The organism is Nesterenkonia sp. AN1, from assembly GCF_000582475.1.
Lineage (GTDB): Bacteria > Actinomycetota > Actinomycetes > Actinomycetales > Micrococcaceae > Nesterenkonia > Nesterenkonia aurantiaca.
Genome location: NZ_JEMO01000023.1, coordinates 144,476 through 161,829 on the forward strand (window position 1 = coordinate 144,476; position 17,354 = coordinate 161,829).

The 17,354-nt window shown below is 68.3% G+C and carries 14 protein-coding genes and 3 pseudogenes; 9 read left to right on the forward strand and 8 right to left on the reverse strand.

Translation table 11 applies throughout. From position 1 onward, the window contains the following. Position 1 precedes the first annotated feature (1 nt). Positions 2 to 799 carry an alpha/beta fold hydrolase gene (locus tag BG28_RS12365; protein WP_036477440.1) on the forward strand — a complete coding sequence of 266 codons (798 nt, stop codon included), beginning with the start codon at positions 2 to 4 and terminating at the stop codon, positions 797 to 799. Positions 800 to 1,125: 326 nt separating this feature from the next. Then, positions 1,126 to 2,511 (forward strand): MFS transporter, encoded by a 1,386-nt coding sequence (locus tag BG28_RS12370; RefSeq protein ID WP_036477442.1) that lies wholly within the window; start codon positions 1,126 to 1,128, stop codon positions 2,509 to 2,511. Positions 2,512 to 2,586: 75 nt separating this feature from the next. Here BG28_RS12370 and BG28_RS12375 read toward each other — a convergent pair whose 3' ends face one another. The 3 genes and pseudogenes from BG28_RS12375 to BG28_RS16865 form a co-directional block, all read right to left on the reverse strand. Next, positions 2,587 to 3,108, reverse strand: coding sequence for a DUF3817 domain-containing protein (locus BG28_RS12375; RefSeq protein ID WP_133726038.1), 522 nt, complete (start codon positions 3,106 to 3,108; stop codon positions 2,587 to 2,589). A 6-nt stretch (positions 3,109 to 3,114) separates the two neighbouring features. Beyond that, the gene (locus tag BG28_RS14560) at positions 3,115 to 3,615 is read right to left on the reverse strand and encodes an SURF1 family cytochrome oxidase biogenesis protein (RefSeq protein ID WP_161634844.1); all 501 of its coding nucleotides are present in this window, start codon (positions 3,613 to 3,615) and stop codon (positions 3,115 to 3,117) included. 35 nt (positions 3,616 to 3,650) lie between these two features. Next, positions 3,651 to 3,956 (reverse strand): annotated as a pseudogene (locus BG28_RS16865) (SURF1 family cytochrome oxidase biogenesis protein); the annotation flags it as partial. A 138-nt stretch (positions 3,957 to 4,094) separates the two neighbouring features. Between BG28_RS16865 and BG28_RS12385 the strand changes: the two are divergent. Next, positions 4,095 to 4,739 carry a VOC family protein gene (locus BG28_RS12385; protein ID WP_133726036.1) on the forward strand — a complete coding sequence of 215 codons (645 nt, stop codon included), beginning with the start codon at positions 4,095 to 4,097 and terminating at the stop codon, positions 4,737 to 4,739. Positions 4,740 to 4,844: 105 nt separating this feature from the next. Here BG28_RS12385 and BG28_RS12390 read toward each other — a convergent pair whose 3' ends face one another. From BG28_RS12390 to BG28_RS12400, 3 genes are all read right to left on the reverse strand, one after another. Then, positions 4,845 to 5,576 (reverse strand): aspartate/glutamate racemase family protein, encoded by a 732-nt coding sequence (locus BG28_RS12390; protein ID WP_036477311.1) that lies wholly within the window; start codon positions 5,574 to 5,576, stop codon positions 4,845 to 4,847. 57 nt (positions 5,577 to 5,633) lie between these two features. Continuing rightward, entirely contained in the window at positions 5,634 to 7,292 is a 1,659-nt protein-coding gene (locus BG28_RS14570) for a DUF1461 domain-containing protein (RefSeq protein ID WP_051501418.1), read from the reverse strand. Between the two features lie 283 nt (positions 7,293 to 7,575). Next, positions 7,576 to 8,565, reverse strand: a complete 990-nt coding sequence (locus BG28_RS12400) for a stage II sporulation protein M (RefSeq protein WP_200869335.1) — start codon at positions 8,563 to 8,565, stop codon at positions 7,576 to 7,578. An 88-nt stretch (positions 8,566 to 8,653) separates the two neighbouring features. On the opposite strand from BG28_RS12400, the gene BG28_RS12405 reads away from it, so the two are divergent. Further along, positions 8,654 to 9,427 carry an isocitrate lyase/phosphoenolpyruvate mutase family protein gene (locus BG28_RS12405; RefSeq protein ID WP_036477453.1) on the forward strand — a complete coding sequence of 258 codons (774 nt, stop codon included), beginning with the start codon at positions 8,654 to 8,656 and terminating at the stop codon, positions 9,425 to 9,427. A 49-nt stretch (positions 9,428 to 9,476) separates the two neighbouring features. Further along, entirely contained in the window at positions 9,477 to 10,289 is an 813-nt protein-coding gene (locus tag BG28_RS12410; protein WP_036477313.1) for an RDD family protein, read from the forward strand. Positions 10,290 to 10,558: 269 nt separating this feature from the next. On the opposite strand, the gene BG28_RS12415 is transcribed toward BG28_RS12410, so the two are convergent. Further along, on the reverse strand, positions 10,559 to 11,065 hold the full coding sequence (locus BG28_RS12415) for a DUF4188 domain-containing protein (protein ID WP_036477315.1): 507 nt from the start codon (positions 11,063 to 11,065) through the stop codon (positions 10,559 to 10,561). A 130-nt stretch (positions 11,066 to 11,195) separates the two neighbouring features. Between BG28_RS12415 and BG28_RS12420 the strand changes: the two genes are divergently transcribed. Next, on the forward strand, positions 11,196 to 12,626 hold the full coding sequence (locus BG28_RS12420) for a gamma-aminobutyraldehyde dehydrogenase (RefSeq protein WP_036477455.1): 1,431 nt from the start codon (positions 11,196 to 11,198) through the stop codon (positions 12,624 to 12,626). Here the strand turns inward: BG28_RS12420 and BG28_RS12425 are convergent. Further along, a complete protein-coding gene (locus BG28_RS12425; protein ID WP_036477317.1) occupies positions 12,607 to 13,290 on the reverse strand; it encodes a TetR/AcrR family transcriptional regulator in 684 nt (227 codons plus the stop codon). The two genes, BG28_RS12420 and BG28_RS12425, sit on opposite strands and share 20 nt — an antisense overlap. A 185-nt stretch (positions 13,291 to 13,475) precedes the next feature. Here BG28_RS12425 and BG28_RS12430 point away from each other — a divergent pair. The 3 genes and pseudogenes from BG28_RS12430 to BG28_RS12440 all read left to right on the forward strand — a co-directional run bounded on the left by BG28_RS12430 (position 13,476) and on the right by BG28_RS12440 (position 17,349). Further along, positions 13,476 to 14,935: pseudogene (locus tag BG28_RS12430) on the forward strand (flavin monoamine oxidase family protein). Then, a complete protein-coding gene (locus BG28_RS12435) occupies positions 14,928 to 15,809 on the forward strand; it encodes a universal stress protein (protein WP_051501419.1) in 882 nt (293 codons plus the stop codon). The pseudogene BG28_RS12430 and the gene BG28_RS12435 overlap by 8 nt, the downstream one beginning before the upstream one ends. A gap of 14 nt (positions 15,810 to 15,823) precedes the next feature. Next, positions 15,824 to 17,349, forward strand: a pseudogene (locus tag BG28_RS12440) (APC family permease). The last annotated feature ends 5 nt before the right edge of the window (positions 17,350 to 17,354 follow it).

Consider the following 17,354-nt stretch of genomic DNA (forward strand, 5'->3'; position numbering starts at 1 on the left):
CGTGACTGCCGAAACATTCTCACTCAACGTTGCGCAGCTGGGTGAGTCTGGCGAGACCGTGGTGTTCCTGCACGGGCTGTTCGGGCAGGGTAAGAACTTCACCCAGATCGCGAAGGCGCTCTCCCCCGAGCTGCGCTCTGTCCTGCTGGATCTGCCCAACCACGGCGCCTCCGACTGGACCCAGCGCTTCGATTATGTCGAGCAGGCAGATATGGTCGCGGATCACCTGCGTCGCACCGTGGCCAGCGAGGCTCCGGTGCATCTGGTGGGGCATTCCATGGGGGGCAAGGTCGCCATGGTGCTGGCCCTGCGCCATCCGGAGCTGATCAGCCGCCTCGCCGTCGTCGACATCTCACCGGTCGCCCGGGAGTCCATGGGTGAATTCGATCATCTCATCAGCAGTCTGAGCCGGTTGGACCTGGCAGGCCTCTCCTCCCGCGGCGAGGCTGATGAGCTCCTGCAGGAGCCGATCCCCGAGCGGATGGTCCGCGGCTTCCTGCTGCAGAGCCTGGCGCGCGACGGCGAGGGGTTCCGTTGGCGGGTGAATCTGGACCTGCTCCATGAGTCGCTGCCGCAGATCGGGGGCTTCCCGGAGTTCACGGACGAGACGTTCGAGGGCCCCGTGCTCTGGATCGCCGGAGCCGAGTCCGACTATGTGCAGGATGACTTCGCTCCTGCCATGCGGGCGCTGTTCCCGCGCGTGAGCCTGACGACGATCAAGGACGCGGGTCACTGGGTCCACGCGGAGAAGCCCGAGGTCTTCTCGGCCGTGCTCAAGGCCTTCTTCACGGCGGACTAGCCCCAGAACGACGACGACGCTCGCCCGCGCCCTGCTTTTCAGCGCCCACGCGCCGTCTTTCGCGCCCGCGCGCCGTCTTTCGTGTTGCTGGGGCGAGAACGGGCGGAATGGCTGTGTCGGGCGAGCTGAGAACACCCGTTTGCGCCCCAGTGACGGGGATGAAGTCTCCGCTCAGCGGACTTCAGGGCTTTCGACCGCCGCGCTGGGGCGCGAACGGGCGGAATCGCCCCTTCACGCGAGCTGAGAGCACCCGTTTCCGCCCCGGAGACGGGATGACCCCTCTCCTCGGCGGAGGGTCGCGGCAGGCGGCGGTCTATGATTCGGGCATGACTCACGGGGGCGCCCAGCCGCGGACACTCACGCAGCAATCCGAGGCGAAGCGGGCCGAGGTGCAGCGGCGTACGCTCACCGTCGTCGTCTTCAGCCAGATCCTCGGCGGCGCCGGACTGGCCGCAGGGGTCACCGTGGGCGCTCTGCTGGCCCAGGAGATGCTCGGCTCAGCGAGCCTGGCCGGGCTGCCCATCGCGCTGTTTACGCTGGGCTCCGCGCTTGCGGCGTTCTCCGTGGGGCGGGTCAGTCAGCGCTGGGGTCGCCGGATCGGGCTGGGTCTCGGGTTCACCGCCGGAGGGCTCGGCGCGATCGGAGTGGTGGCCGCGGCGATCGCGGATCACGTCCCGCTGCTGTTCTTTGCCCTGTTCATCTACGGGGCCGGGACCGCGACGAACCTGCAGGCCCGCTACGCCGGGACAGACCTGGCGCCGGAATCACGCCGCGCCACCGCGATCAGCATCGCCATGGTCTCCACGACCCTGGGGGCCGTGGCCGGCCCGAACCTGGTTCAGCCGCTGGGAGATCTCGCGACGAGCCTGGGCATCCCGCCGCTGGCAGGACCCTTCCTGCTCGCGGCCGCGGCCTACCTCGCCGCCGCAGCGATCCTCCTCGCCTTCCTCCGCCCGGACCCGTTCCTGCTGGCGCGGGAGCTCGCCGAGATCGAAGCTGCGGAAACCCCTGGCATGGCCGGGGAACCCGCCGCCAGCACCCACGGGGGTACGGCGGCAGACGCGGCCGAACCTGTCTCCGAGCTCGCCGCCGGCGCAGGCTCCACCGGCTCAGCGCATTCCGCCCCTGCCCCCAGGCCCGAGCCCGGCGTCTATATCGGCGCGACCGTGATGGTGCTGACCCAGATCGCGATGGTGGCGATCATGACCATGACCCCGATCCACATGTTGGCCCACGGCCACGGACTGGGATCGGTGGGACTGGTGATCGGGCTGCATGTGGGGGCCATGTGGCTGCCCTCGCTGGTCACCGGGGTCCTGGTGGACCGGTTCGGTCGGATTCCGATGAGCGTCGCGGCTGCCGTGCTGCTGCTCGGCGCCGGCGTGGTGGGCGCCGCAGCCCCCGGGGATTCCCTGGGTCTGCTGATCCTGGCGCTGATCCTGCTGGGGGTGGGTTGGAACGTGGGGCTGATCTCCGGCACTGCGCTGGTCGTGGACGCCACGGTCCCGGAGAACCGTGCCCGCACGCAGGGCGGCGTGGATGTGCTGATCGCCCTTGCCGGAGCCGGCGGTGGGGCGATGTCGGGGGTGGTGATGTCCACGACGAGCTTCGAACATCTCTCGCTGGGCGGAGGGCTGCTCGCGCTGCTGCTGATCCCGGTGCTCTTCTGGGCCGGTCGTGCGCAGGCGCGGCCCGTTCCGGCGCCCCGCTAACCGTTCCGGCGCTCCGCTAGCCCGCCCGGGCCGGACTCTCGCCCTCCCGGGGCAGGCGTCGATGCGGTGGGCCGCTCAGTAGCGGCGCACGGCCTCGGGGTTGGACTCCATGTCGACCCGGACCTCGCGGGCGATCTTGCGCTCCACCACGAAGCTCAGGAACGGCACGACGCCGCCGAGCACGATGGTGACCAGCCGGCCGACCTTCCAGTTCATCAGGTACCAGAGTCGGAATCCGGCGATGATGTAGATGACGTAGATCCAGCCGTGGATCACCGCGATCCAGTAGGAGATCCCGGTGCCGTCAACAACCGAGTCCTTGGGGTGGAAGCCCAGCGAGTTCTCGGCTCCTGCGGCGGTGGTGCCGCCGGCGTAGAGCTCGTAGCCGAAGCCGTAGTCCATGGTCATCTTGGCGACCAGGATCAGCAGCATGATGCCGGTGATGAAGGCGAAGGCCTTGTAGAAGTTCAGCGATCCTTGGATCTGCGCGGCGGTGCCCCCGAAGCGGCGCTGCTTGGGCCGCGGCGGAGCCGGCGGGATGTCATCGGTCGCCGCGGGATCGGTCAGATGGGCGTCGCCGGTACGGGAGTCACTCATGCGTCTCTAGTCTTTCGCTTGGGTCTGTTGCCGCAGGGCGAGCTGCTCGGCGCGCCACTGCTCCTGCCATTCACGGTCGAGCCACTCTTCCTCCAGCTGCTTCTCATGGGCGTCCTTGACCAGGCGCCACCACAGGTAGAAGGCGAATCCGGCGAAGACCGTCCATTCCACGCCGTAGAAGAGGTTCAGCCAGTTGATGTCCGAGGTCTCGGGCTGCGGGTCAACCTGCACCGGCTCCATGGCGGAGGACGACGTCGCTCCCACCTCCGCGCCGCTGGCGTCCAGCGTCTCGAAGGCCACGACGAAGCCTGAATAGCCCGGCTCATCCCACACGTTGATCAGTTCAGCCGGGGACAGCGTGGGGAAGATCTGCGTTCCATCGGCTGACATTCCGCGCTGACCCGGGCCGGGAGCCTCGGGAGGAAGCAGCCGGCCCTGGACCTCGAGCGCCTCGCCGGAGGGAAGCTCCTCGGCATCGGCCGGATCGGAGACCCAGCCTCGCACCACCGGATGATGTTCTCATCCGGGGCGTCCTCGGGGCGGAAGGCCGCGACCACCCAGTAGCCAGACGTCCCATCCTGCAGGCGCTCATCGATGATCACCTGGGTGTCGGCGAGGAACTCGCCGCTGAGTTCCACGATCTGGTCGGCCTGGGCCACCGTCATCGGCTGCATCGGCGCATGCACCTCGGTGAGCGGGACCGGGTTCTCGGTGATCTCCTGGGTCGGCGGCGGCTCGGAGCTCGATTCGCTGAACTGCCAGGCGCTCAGCACCACGAAGACCGTGGCCAGGACCAGCGCCAGGGCGAGGGTCCCGATCCATTTGGGCTGCAGAGCGGTCTTGAGCACTCATCAAGGATACGCGCCCTGCAGAGCACTCCGGGCGCCATGGTCGCGATGTTTCTACAATCGGTAGAAAAATCCCGGATAAGTATGAATATTCAACTCGATTTATACCTGTGCGGTCAGTGGTGTCATGATGGCCTCATGATGCGCCTCGATCACGTCTCCTATGCAGTCGGTCCCGATGGAATGGAAGCCACGGTGGCACGAATCACCGATGCCCTGGGCGTAGAACGCGTCCGCGGCGGGATCCATCCGCGCTTCGGAACCCGCAACGCCATCATTCCGCTGGAGAACCGGCAGTACCTGGAGATCGTCGAGGTGCTGGACCATCCCAGCGCGGACAAGGCGCCCTTCGGTCAGGCCGTGCGCAACCGCTCCCTGGTGGGCGGCGGCTGGATGGGCTGGTGCGTCAGCGTCGATGACCTCACCCCGTTCGAAGAGCGGCTGGGCCGCAAGGCCGTCCCGGGCAACCGCAAGTTCCCCGACGGCCAGGAGCTGACCTGGCAGCAGATCGGCATCAAGGGGCTCATCGCCGATCCCCAGGTGCCTTATCTCCTGCGCTGGAACGATGGCAGCGACGGGCTGCACCCCTCGCAGGCCTATCCGCCGGAGGCCGCCCTGACGAAGCTGAGCATCGCCGGCTCCCCGGACCGAGTCACCCAGTGGCTCGCCAGCCCGAATGTGGATCCGTTCGAGGATGTGGACGTGGAGTGGATCGCACCCTCAGGCACACCGGGCATCATGTCGGTGACCTTCCGCAGCCCCAAGGGCGACGTCACCATCTGAGCCGGCGTCCTCGGCGTGCCTACCGGCACGCCGCTCCCTCGGCCGCGCCTTGTACGCAGCGGTCCCAGGGCGCAGCAGCGTTGAAGCCGCGCACCTCGAAGCGGCTCAGCGCAGACTGTTCGCCTTGGTCACCACGTGGTTCGCCAGCAGCACCGCAGGGTCCACCAGCGGTCGCGGTGACTCCTCGGTGGTCATGGCCAGCGGGATCTCGGTGCATGCCGCGACGATCACATCAGCGCCCTGGGCCACCAGAGACCGGGCTACCCGGACCAGGCCGGCGCGCAGCTCGGGCCCGAGGCTTCCGGCCTTGACCGCGTAGATCGCCTCCATGACCGTGTGCTGGTCGGCGGGCTCAGGGACGATCGGCTGCACCCCGTAGGCGGCCAGGCTGTCCTGGTAGAGGCCTGCGGTGAGCGTCGCATCGGTGGCCAGAAGTCCGGCGGCCTTCACGTAGGGCAGCGCACTGAGGTGCTCGGCGGTCACCTCGATCATGGAGACGTACTCCAGGTCCACCTGCTCGCGGACGCGCGGCAGGAAGGCATGGGACCCGTTGCAGGCGGCCACGTAGAACGCCGCGCCGGCGTCCTTGAGCTGCTGGGCGCCCTCCGCGAGCTTCGGCGTCGGGTCCTCCCCGTGGCCCACGATCGCCTGCGAGCGGTCCGGGACGGTGGGATCGGCCCAGATCATCACCCGCAGGTGCTGCTGGTCCGTGGCGGCGGGGGTGGCTGCGATGAGCTTCGAATAGAAGTCCACTGTGGCGGCAGGACCCATGCCGCCCAGGATCCCCACGAGGGGGCCCTGGGCGGCATGGGTGGCGGCGGTGTTGTCACTGGTCATCAGCGAAGAGTGTACCCTTCGGCGCCTGCTGAACAGGCGCCCTCGGGCACCGGCGGGTCAGCCCACCGCAGTGGTCTGATCCCGCTCTCGGTCCAGGTTGCGATCACGCTTGCGACCGCGGGCAGGGGTGTGAGCAGGTGCCTCGCTGTACTCTGCGTTGCCCTTGTTCAGCTCCTCGACCAGCTTCACCTTGCGACGCTCGTGCACCTCGGCCAGGCGGGCTGCCCGGCGGGCACGACGACGGCGGGTCGGCCAGGTCGCGATCAGCAGGATCACGGCGAAGAGCACCGCAAGCGCGACCACGGCCACGCCGGCGTCGATCCAGAACTGCTCGGGGTAGAGCTGGATCAGCGTGGAGTCGGCCGGGAAGGTCCAGGTGCCGTCGGCGAAGAAGATCCGGTGGAACTCGGCGAAGAAGAGCTGCCAGTCGATGATCGCCAGGACCGCGACGGCGATGATGATGCCCAGGGTGACCCAGGCGCCGGCGAAGAGCCCGCGGGCCGTGCCTCCGGGACGCCAGGCGCGCAGCAGCAGGGCGAGGATCAGGGTGATCACCAGCAGGATGACGCCGATGAGCATGGCCCAGAGGACCACGAACTTCACGTCGATCATGTGTGAGACCTCACCGTCGGTGAACAGCTGCTCCCCACCGGGGGCCAGTTCCGAGAGGTACCGGCCGTTCGCCAGGTTGGTCAGGAAGTCTGTGCCGTAGGAGCCGTAGACCAGCCGGTCATCGGCGTTCATGCTGTAGGCCCCGTCGGGGATCCAGGGGCGGTTGTAGGCCACCCACAGGAAGAGCGGCGAGGCGACCAGGCGCACGGCGGCGACCAGCAGCAGGATCGGGGTGAAGATCGCGATCAGGACCTGGAAGAACCGTGAGACCCCGCGATTGGAGCGGGCGACCTCATCGTCGAGATCCGCGTCGGTGACCGACTCATCCGAGCCGTAGGCCGCGTGGGTCGGGCTGGAGGCCGAGCGACCGGAGCGGTCAACGCCCCCGGCACCTGCCGCAGTGCCTGCAGCTGCACCGGCGCCAGCCCCGGCGGCCGCCGGGGCCGCTGAGCCCGAGGCTCCGGCGGTGGCGGGAACCACAGCGGTGTCCTGATCCTCGGACTTCGCCTCGTCCCGATCACGACGGCGCTGCTCACGTCGGCTCAGTTCGGCGGCATTCTCTGTGGGCTGGTGGGCATCAGCACCCTGGTTCGAGGTTGCCGGGGTAGGGCTCGGCACGCCCTGCTGCGCTGCCCCGGGCTCCGCCGCGGCACCTGAGCTCGCGGCGCCTGAGCTGGCGGCATCTGCTCCCCCAGCACCTGCTCCGCCGGCACCTGCTGCGGCCGCCCCGGTGAACGTGGTCGTGTCCTCCATGGAACGGGTGTCCCGGGAGGTGCGCACATCATCGAGGGAACGCGTGGCATTGGGGTTCTGCGCAGCTGCTCCCTGGTCGGGCGTGCGCGGAATGTTCTCGGTGGGGGCATCCTGGTCCTGACGGCCAGGACCGCCCTGCGGTGCCCGGGTCGCGGGGATGGCCTGGGTGGCCTGGTCATCGGGCTGGCCTTGACCGGTCCGTGCCGGGCGCTGGTCTCGCTCCGCACTCAGGTTGTCGTCGGGGAAATCGGGTTCTTCGGATGCGAAGGCACCGTAGTCCAACCCGGATTCAAAATCTTCGTTCTCGTCGGCGGGCCTGCCGGCCTCGTTCCGATCGGAATTCGCGCTCATATCTGCCTCTCCACGCATTACTGACTCTCCCCAACAGTATGAGCGTGACGCCACTTATGCGGGGAGGAAGCCCGGAGAGTCGGCGATGAGCATCCCTGTGATCCCGCGGAAGGACCGCACTCGGACAGCCTTCGGGCGCTTCGGGCTCGTGTCCGGATCACTCCGGCCGCGATCACCGCGCGGCGCAGCAGGATCAGCGGAGCACTCTGGGCCCCGGCGGACACCGGCGTCTCCAGGCAATTGAGGTGAAAAACTCAGCGGTTCGAGCTCGACCGACCCAGGCTCAGGCAGTGAGCTCCACCGTTCCGGCGTCGTACTTGCCGAGGTCCCCGGTGACCCCGGCCCGGTGGGCGCGCCCGCCCAGCACCAGGGTGTAGACCCAGTACCCGGCCAGCACCGCGGCGCCGATGCCGATGCGCAGCCAGTGCGGCAGATCCGAGGGGGTCACGAAGCCTTCCACGACTCCGGAGATCAGCAGGATCAGCACCAGCCCGAAGGCCACCGTGATGAGCTTGCGCCCCTCGGCGGCCAGCGCGGCAGAGCGTCGCATCTGGCCCGGCGCAACCCAGGCCCAGAAGATTCGCAGCCCGGCCGCCCCGGCGATGAAGATCGCGGTGATCTCCATCAGGCCGTGCGGCAATATGTAGAGCCAGAAGGTGGACGCCTCACCCTGTTCCGCCATGACCCCGGCGGCCATGCCGAGGCCCTGGGCGTTGACGAAGAGCACGAAGGGCACGAAGACGCCGGTCACCCCGAAGGCGACCTCCTGGGCGGCGATCCAGGCGTTGTTGGTCCACACCTGTGCCGCAAAGCTGGAGTTGGGGTGCTCCGAGTAGTAGTTGGCGAACTCGGTGCCGGCGTAGCTCTGCCGAGCCTCCTGGGGCATCAGCAGATCGATCTGCGGGTGGTGGATCGTCCAGAAGGCGAAGGCCGCCGCCACGGCGATGAAGGCGGCACCCAGGATCACGGTGAGCCACCGGATCCGGTAGAACGCCACCGGCAGGGTCTGGGTGAAGAAATAGGCGCTGGACACGAACACGTTCTCCCCGGACCCGGTCAGATGCGCGCGAGCCCGTCCCAGCGGGGCCGAGAGTGAGGCCACCACCGGAGAATCCGGCTCGGCGGCGCGGATCATGGACAGGTGGGTGGAGGTCCGCTCGTAGAGCCGCAGCATCTCGTCGGCTTCGGCGGCGGCGAGCCGCCGGCGCGAGGCCAGCGCCGCGAGCCGGTCCCACTCGTGCTGATGCACGGCGATGAAGGCGTCGATATCCACGCCACGAGACTACCCCGTGCTCAGCGCGTCACCGCGGTGCCGGTGAAACTGCCTTCCCTCGGCGTCGCGCATGTGCCACGATGCCAAGATGACTTCCATAGAACAGCACGCCCAGCGCCTTCTGGATCTCCACCACCAGGCCACCCCGGTCATCCTGCCCACGGTCTGGGACGCCTGGTCCGCTGAGACCTGTGCCTCGCTCGGATTCTCGGCCCTGACCATCGGCAGCCACCCGGTGGCGGACTCCCTCGGCGAGGCCGACGGCGAGGCCATGGAGCTTGCCGAGGTGCTGCGCGTCGTGCGGCGGATCACCGACGTCGTCGACATCCCGGTCTCCGTGGACCTGGAGTCCGGATACGACACCCCTGCCGAGGAGCTGGTGCACCGAACCCTGGAGGCCGGCGCCGCAGGCATCAACATCGAAGACACGGTGCACTCGATGGATGAGATGCGCTCCCCCGAGGAGCACGCCGGCTACATCGCCGCGATCCGGGCCGCCGCGGACGCCACCGGCACCCACCTGGTGATCAACGGCCGCACGGATGCGTTCACCACCGACGCCGGACCGGAGGCCCAGCTCAAGGACGCGCTGCACCGGCTGCGTCTGCTGGAACAGGCCGGAGCCGATTCGCTCTACCCGGTGAAGGTCCCGTCCCGGGACTACCTGGAACAGATCCTGGCCGCGGTGAAGACCCCGGTCAATGTCACGGCACACCCGGTCAACGGCGCCATCCCCGGCGGACTCAGCATTGCCGAACTCACCACGCTGGGCGTGAAGCGGGTCTCCTTCGGCCCGTTGCTGCAGCGCAGCCTCACCGATGCCATGAACGAGATCCTCCAGCCGTGGACCCCGAGCACCTGAGCCTTCACTGCGCCGCCCGAACCCGCCCCGGCGACGCTAGGCTTGACCCATGCGCAATGTGATCACCGGTGAAGGCGTGGAGCTGGAGCTTCCGGCCGCGTCCTTGATCACCCGCGCCGCCTCGCTGATCGTGGACCTGATCATCGCGTGGGCAGCGCTGCTGGCCTTCCTGATCCTCTCCGGCCTGGCGGCCGGGGCCGGGGTCCTGGATCCGGCCATGGAGGCTGCGGTCATGCTCGGCGGCGCCGTGCTGTGCCTGGTGATCCTGCCGATGACGGTGGAGACCCTCTCCCGCGGCCGCTCGGTGGGACGGCTGATCTTCGGCACCCGAGTGGTGCGCGACGACGGCGGCGCCATCCGGCTCCGGCACGCCGGTATCCGCGCGCTGGTCGGCTTCGGAGAGATCTACCTCAGCTTCGGCATCATCCCGCTCTTCGCCGGAATGTTCAGCCGGCGGACCCGGCGCCTGGGCGATATGGTCGCGGGCACCTATGTGATCCGGGTCCGGCAGCCGGCCGTGAAGCCGATGATGCTGCCGGTGCCTGCCCAGCTGACCTCCTGGACCCAGATCGCTGACCTGGGCCGGATCCCGGACGCCGTGGCGGCCCGGGCCTCGCGGTTCCTGCGCACCATCCAGGACAACCCGCGCGGGCACAACGCCCAGGCTCTGGAGCACACCGCGCACCGGCTGGCCAACGAGGTCGCTGGCCACGTGGCTCCCCCGGCCCCGCCCTCCTCGGCCACCGAGTTCCTGGTGGCGGTGATGGCCGAGCGGCGCAACCGGGAGTACCGGCGGCTTCGCATCCAGGCGGAGCGGCAGCAGCGGCTCGGCCAGCGGCTGCACCAGCTGCCCTACAGCTGAGCTGGACCACGTCCACGAGCCCGGGCGTCGGCCCCTGGCCACGGCACCGGAGGGGGTCTGCTCGCCTGTGCTCCCGCTCCCGCGCACGGCCACTCTCCCGCGCGGCCACTCTCCCGCTCCCCCACATCGATAGTGCAATTTGTGCAGGTTTATCCGCCGAAACCGCCGCAAAATGCGCTCAAATTGCACAATGGATCTCGCAGCCGGTCGGAACAGAGCGCAGCAGGTGCGGGCGCAGCAGGCGCGGGCCGGGTACGCGCCGTGCCAGGCTATGGCGATCCGGGAGCACCGGCCTGAGCAGGGCGGATCCGGCGTAGTCGATCTCGCGCGCTGCCCTGATCGCGACCCACCTCCACGGATTCCGTCGCCTCGCTGAGCCCCGCTGCCGGGGTGTCCACGTAGACCGACTCCGCCTGCGCCACCTGGCAGCCCTCATGCCAGATCCCGACCGCGCCCGGAATCTTCTTCGCACGACGGTTGAACTCCGCCCAGGCCGGGCGGTGCAGCCCCTCGCGGTCGGAGGCGTAGGCATAGAGCTGCTCGGTGGAGGACCAGTACCGGATGCACAACGGGCCTCCGCGTCCGAACACCAGTCGGTGGCCGAGCAGCCCCGAGTCGGGGTCCGCGGTGAGCTCCTCGAGCATCTTCGGCATGGCAGCGAAGACCGGGAACCACGCGCGCACCCGCCACGGCTTGTGGATCGTCATCCCCACCATGAACACCACCAGGTCACCTTTGTGGTGGTGCGTCCGTCGTCCCGTGATCACCTTGCGCATCTGAGCCTCCTCCGCTTCGCGAATCGCTGCTCCTCAGCCTGCTTCGGCGAATTCCCTCTCAGTGTTGCGCATCACATCAACCCGTCGTAAAATGAACACGAATCATTATCTGATGGTGGAGGAGACCTCTGTGAACTCCCGGCTTGAGAATTACATCAACGGATCGTTCGTCGCGGCCAAGGGCACGGCGGAGCTGGAGGTCCTCAGCCCCATGACCGGCGAGCGCGTCGCGCTCTCACCGGTCTCCGATGCGGAAGACATCGACGCCGCCTTCGCTGCGGCACGCAGCGCCTTCGCCTCCTGGAAGTCCGTGACCCCCTCAGAGCGTCAGCGCTGTCTGCTGGCTCTGGCGGACAGGATGGAGCAGCACTCGGACGAGCTGGTCGAGGCCCAGCACCGCAACACCGGACAGCCACGCCGGATCATCGCGCAGGAGGAGGTCGCCGCGGGCGCGGACCAGCTGCGCTTCTTCGCCGGTGCGGCCCGGCTGCTGGAAGGCCGCGGGGCCGCAGAGTACCTGGAGGGCCACACCTCCTATGTGCGGCGTGAGCCGGTGGGCGTCGTCGCGCAGATCACTCCATGGAACTTCCCGCTCATGATGGCCATCTGGAAGATCGGCCCGGCCCTGGCCGCCGGCAACACCATCGTGCTCAAGCCCGCGGAGACCACTCCGGAGTCCACCCTGGTGCTGGCTCGTCTGGCCGGGGAGGTCTTGCCACCCGGCGTGCTCAACGTGGTCCTGGGCGACGGAAGCACAGGTCAGCTGCTCACCGAACATGACACCCCAGCGATGGTATCGATCACCGGCTCGGTGCGCGCAGGCCAGGCCGTGGCCACCTCTGCCGCGAAGTCGGTCAAACGCACCCACCTCGAGCTCGGAGGCAAGGCGCCCGCCGTGGTCTTCGCCGACGCGGACCTGCACAAGGCCGCCGAGCTGATCCTGACCTTCGGAACCTTCAACGCCGGCCAGGACTGCACCGCGGTGACCCGGGTACTGGTCCAGGACAGCGTCCACGACGAGTTCGTCGAGCTGCTCGCCGCTCAGGCGGCCAAGCTCACCACCGGAGAGCTCGATGACGGGTTGAACGACTACGGGCCGCTGAACAACGTGCGCCACTTCGAGACCGTCTGCGCCAAGCTCAAGAACATCCCCGACCACGCCACGGTGATCACCGGAGGCGTGCCCCCGGAGGGTGGGCGGGGATTCTTCGTGAAACCCACCATCATCACCGGGGTCCGCCAGGAGGACGAGCTGGTCCAGGAGGAGACCTTCGCCCCGGTGCTCACGGTGCAGCCCTTCAGCACCGAGGAGGAGGCCCTGACCCTGGCCAACGGCGTGGACTACGCGCTGGCCTCCAGCGTCTGGACCACGAATCAGGGTCAGGCGATGCGGATGAGTCGGGATCTCGACTTCGGCTGCGTCTGGGTCAACACCCACCTGCTGCTGGTGGCCGAGATGCCGCACGGCGGGTTCAAGTCCTCCGGATACGGCAAGGACCTCTCGCTGTACTCAGTGGAGGAATACACCCGGGTCAAGCACGTCATGCACGCCTTGGACTGAACGTCTCGCCGTCCTGGATCCGCCGGACCAGCCCGTCCACCAGGATCTCCAGCGTCATCTCGAACGCCCGGTCTGACGAGGCCCGGGCGTCGGCGGCGCGCAGCTCGGCCGCGCGTGCGAAGGTCGGCGCGATCTCCACGCTGTCGCCGGGGTCGAAGATGTTCGCCGGCGCCGAGGCGTCGAAGGCCGCGCCGAAGACCAGCGCCTCGATCCCGACGATGATGTCCACCGCGTCGCGGTCATCGATCCCCGCCGAATGCAGCGCCTCGAAGACGCGTTCATACATCCGCAGCGACTGCGGAGCGTCTGCGATGGGCAGGACGGCGATCAGCGGAATCAGCTCGGTGTGCTCGATGTAGCACTCCCGGTAGGAGCGCGCCCAGGCCATCAGCGCCTCGGGCCAGGGAAGCCGGTCGAAGGCGCTGCAGTCGATCTCCTCATTGAGCCGATCCTGGATCAGCACCAGCACCTCCTGCTTGGAGGAGACATGGTTGTACAGCGCCGAGGCCGAGACCCCGAGCTTGCGCGCCAGGCCTGCCATGGTCAGGTGGTCGTACCCGCGCTCGGCGACCAGGGTCATCGCCCGACCCGCGATCACGCCTCGCGAGAGCACCGGCGAGGTGGGTCGCCCTCGCCCCCGGGGTCGCGTCTTCTCCGCAGTCACTGTCTCTGTTCCTTCGCTCGTCGCGCTGGTCGTTCCTTGACTCGTCGCGCGGATGGTCGCGCCGTTCACAAGGGGCAAGTCTAAGAGCTCGGCGTCGCGCCGTTGAAAATCTCCGGCAGGTCTTGACAACCGCTCCGGACTGCCCGTTAATGAATATAGTTAATTTATCTGTGAAGGGGAACACTATGGAACCCAAGCGATCACTGGGCAGCAGCGAGGCGCAGGAGTGCGACGTCGTCGTCGTCGGAGCGGGACCTGCCGGACTGATGGCCGCCCGGACGCTCCATGCCGCCGGGCTCTCCACCATCGTGCTGGAGGCGCGTGACCGCGTCGGCGGCCGCACCTGGTCTCAGGAGATCGATGGGGCCTTCCTGGAGGTCGGCGGACAGTGGGTCTCCCCCGACCAGACCGTGCTCCTGGGGCTGCTCGAGGAGCTGGGGATGGAGACCTTCACCCGCCACCGCGAGGGCGCGAACATCTACCTGGACCGCGAGGCGTCCGCCATGAGTTCACCGGAGAGATGTTCCCGGCACCGGAGCAGACCGTGACGGAGATGCAGCGGATCATCGAGACCCTCGACGAGCTGGCCGCCTCGATCGGTCCGGAGGAGCCGTGGGCGCACCCGCTGGCGCGCGAGCTCGACACCGTGACGTTCAACGAATGGCTGCGCCGCCAGACCCAGGACACCGCCGCCCGGGAGAACATCGCGATCTTCCTCGCCGGGGGGATGCTCACCAAACCCGATCACGCCTTCTCCGCGCTGCAGGCGGTCCTGATGGCAGCTTCCGCGGGGTCGTTCAGCAACCTGGTGGACGAGGACTTCATCCTGGACCGACGCGTGGTCGGCGGGATGCAGAGCGTCTCCGAGGAGCTGGAGGCCCGGCTGCCCGCAGGCTCGGTGCAGCTCTCCACCCCGGTGCGCACCATCGCCTGGCACCCTGAGGGCGGGGCGACGGTGTTCTCCGATCGGGTCACTGTGCGGGCCCGCCAGGTCATCCTGGCGGTGCCGCCGAACCTGTACTCGCGGATCAGCTTCGAACCTCCGCTGCCGCGGCTTCAGCACCAGATGCATCAGCACCAGTCCATGGGCCTGGTGATCAAGGTCCACGCAGTCTATGACCGTCCCTTCTGGCGGGAACAGGGGCTCTCCGGCACCGGCTTCGGCCCGAACGAGATCTGCCAGGAGGTCTACGACAACACCAACCACCAGGACAGCCGCGGCACCCTGGTCGGCTTCATCTCTGATGAAGTGGCCGACCAGATGTTCACCCTCTCCGCGAAGGAGCGCCGAGAGGCCATCCTGCGCTCCCTCTCCGCCTACCTGGGGGATCAGGCGCTGACCCCGGAGGTCTACTACGAGTCGGACTTCGGCTCCGAGGAATGGACCCGCGGCGCCTACGCCGCCAGCTTCGACCTCGGCGGCCTCTCGCGCTACGGCGCGCATCAGCGCAGCGCAGTGGGCCCGCTGCACTGGGCCTGCTCCGATCTGGCCGCGGAGGGCTACCAGCACGTCGACGGCGCGCTGCGGCAGGGACGCCGGGCCGCCGAGGACATCATGCATCGCCTCGCGGAGACCACGGATCGTCCCGCCGCTGCCTCCGACCAGGAAGAACACCTAGACCACATGGAGGTGCGTCATGGTTGAACCTACGATCCACCGAGTCGCCGTGGGCTTCGGCGGCGATGAGCGCAGCCACGACGCCCTGGCGCTGGGCATCGCGCTGGCCCGCTCTGCCGGGGCGCGGCTCGACCTCATCCTGGTGATCCGTCAGGACTCGGCGTTCAAGCAGGAGTACCCCCCGGTGGGCAGCGTCGTCGGAATCATCGCCGAACAGGCCCAGCAGTGGATCGCCGAGGCCGAGGCGGTCATCCCCGCAGAGATCCGGCACCACAGTCATATACGCCCCGGCGGCTCCGTGGCCGAAGGACTGGTCGCCGCGGTCCAGGAGCTGGACTCCGACGTGCTGGTCACCGGCTCCGGCATCGGGTTCGGGCGGATCATGACCCACCCGGCGGTCACCGCCCTGCTGCACAGCTCCCCGGTTCCGGTGGCGCTGGCCCCCTCGGGCTATCGGGCGAACACGCAGATCACTGACGTGATGGCCGCGGTCTCGGCGGCCCACCCCGATCACCAGGTCACCCGATCCAGTGAGTCCTGGGCTCGCCAGCTGGGGGCGGCGGTGACCCGCGTGACCTTCGAGGACAAGGAGTCTGGATCCGTCGCAGGTTCAGCGGATGCAGACCCAGCCCTCGACTCCGGCAGCTCCCAGCCCGGCAAGCACATCTACGCCACCGGGCGGTCGCTGCGCCATGCAGTGGGCACGGTCGACTGGCCGCAGGGCGGGATCCTGCTCATCGGTTCGTCCCCGCTGGCGCGCCGCCGGCACATCTTCCTGGGCATGACCGCCGCCCGGGTGCTCTCCCACCTGCCGATCCCCATGATCCTGCTGCCCCGCGAGCCCGAACCCAGCGCGTCTGACAACCGCGAACCTGACCCCAGCGCGTCACCCGCGCGCTGACCGAGGAGACCATCATGAGCGAACCACGCGGCCCCGTCGTCAAGGCACCCGGTCAGCACACCCACAGCAAGGGGCTCAGCGTCGGCAGCATCGGCGCGCTCGGCGCCGTGGTGATCGGCGTCTCCACGATCGCTCCGGCCTACACGCTCTCCGGGGCCCTGGGGCCCACCGCCTCAGCGGTCGGGGACCATCTGCCGGCGGTGCTGATCGTCGGGTTCCTGCCGATGCTGCTGGTCGCTCTGGCTACCGCCAGCTGAACCGTGCGATGCCCGACGCCGGCACCACCTTCACCTGGGCATCGAAGGCCTTCGGTCCGTGGATCGGCTGGATGGGCAGCTGGGGACTGCTCGCCGCCACGATCCTGGTGCTCTCCAACCTGGCGGGGATCGCGGTGGACTTCTTCTACCTGGCGATCAGCCAGATCACCGGGGTCGATTCGATCGCCGAGCTGACCCGCAACGTCCCGGTCAACGTGATCACCTGCGTGATCTTCATGGCCGCAGCCGCCTATGTCTCCTACCGCGGGATGGAGACCACCAAGACCGTGCAGTATGTGTTGGTCTCCTTCCAGGTGCTGGTGCTGCTCTGGTTCGCCGTGGCGGCGTTCCGCCAGGTCTCGGCCGGCTCCGCCTTCGATGCCACCGGCTTCAGCTGGGAATGGTTCAACCCCTTCGGCATCGAGTCCTTCTCGGCCTTCTCCGCCGGCATCGCCCTCTCGGTGTTCATCTACTGGGGCTGGGACGTGGTGCTGACCATGAACGAGGAGTCCCGCGGGACCACCACCACCCCGGGGCGGGCCGCGATCCTGACCATCCTGGTGGTCGTGAGCCTCTACACCATCGTCACCCTCGGCGCGCTGACCTTCGCCGGAGTCTCCGACGGCGAGTACGGCCTGGGCAACCCGGACATCCAGGAGAACGTCTTCGCCGCCCTGGCCGGACCGGTGATGGGCCCGATGGCGATCCTGATGTCGCTCGCGGTGCTCTCCTCCTCGGCCGCCTCGCTGCAGTCCACGATGATCTCCCCGGCCCGGACCATGCTGGCCATGGGCCACTACGGCGCGCTGAACCGCAAGTACTCCCAGGTCAGCCCGCGCTACCAGACTCCGGCATACGCCACCGTGGTCGCGGTGATCATCGCCTCGGTGTTCTACGTGGTGATGCGCATCATCTCGGAGAACGTCCTGTGGGACACCATCACCACGCTGGGCATGATGGTCTGCTTCTACTACGGGATCACCGCGCTGGCCTGCGTCTGGTACTTCCGCCACGAGGCCACCGCCTCCGCGGGTGCATTCTTCAACAAGCTGCTCGCCCCGCTGGTGGGCGGAATCCTGCTGCTGATCTTCTTCTTCCAGACCATCTGGGACTCCATGGATCCGGACTACGGCTCCGGCTCGGAGATCGGCGGGATCGGCCTGGTGTTCATCCTGGGCATGCTGGTCTTCACCCTCGGCATCGCCGCGATGTTCTGGCAGCACCATAAGCGGCCCGAGTTCTTCCGCCAGCGCTTCGAGACCACCGAGTTCATCGCCGACTGACGGAG

What these genes read in the sequence shown, in the direction of transcription:
- BG28_RS12370 (WP_036477442.1), top strand. Translation starts at nt 1,126, where the DNA reads ATGACTCACGGGGGCGCCCAGCCGCGGACACTCACGCAGCAATCCGAG.
- BG28_RS12375 (WP_133726038.1), bottom strand. Translation starts at nt 3,108, where the DNA reads ATGAGTGACTCCCGTACCGGCGACGCCCATCTGACCGATCCCGCGGCG.
- BG28_RS12385 (WP_133726036.1), top strand. Translation starts at nt 4,095, where the DNA reads ATGATGCGCCTCGATCACGTCTCCTATGCAGTCGGTCCCGATGGAATG.
- BG28_RS12390 (WP_036477311.1), bottom strand. Translation starts at nt 5,576, where the DNA reads ATGACCAGTGACAACACCGCCGCCACCCATGCCGCCCAGGGCCCCCTC.
- BG28_RS14570 (WP_051501418.1), bottom strand. Translation starts at nt 7,292, where the DNA reads ATGAGCGCGAATTCCGATCGGAACGAGGCCGGCAGGCCCGCCGACGAG.
- BG28_RS12405 (WP_036477453.1), top strand. Translation starts at nt 8,654, where the DNA reads ATGACTTCCATAGAACAGCACGCCCAGCGCCTTCTGGATCTCCACCAC.
- BG28_RS12410 (WP_036477313.1), top strand. Translation starts at nt 9,477, where the DNA reads ATGCGCAATGTGATCACCGGTGAAGGCGTGGAGCTGGAGCTTCCGGCC.
- BG28_RS12415 (WP_036477315.1), bottom strand. Translation starts at nt 11,065, where the DNA reads ATGCGCAAGGTGATCACGGGACGACGGACGCACCACCACAAAGGTGAC.
- BG28_RS12435 (WP_051501419.1), top strand. Translation starts at nt 14,928, where the DNA reads ATGGTTGAACCTACGATCCACCGAGTCGCCGTGGGCTTCGGCGGCGAT.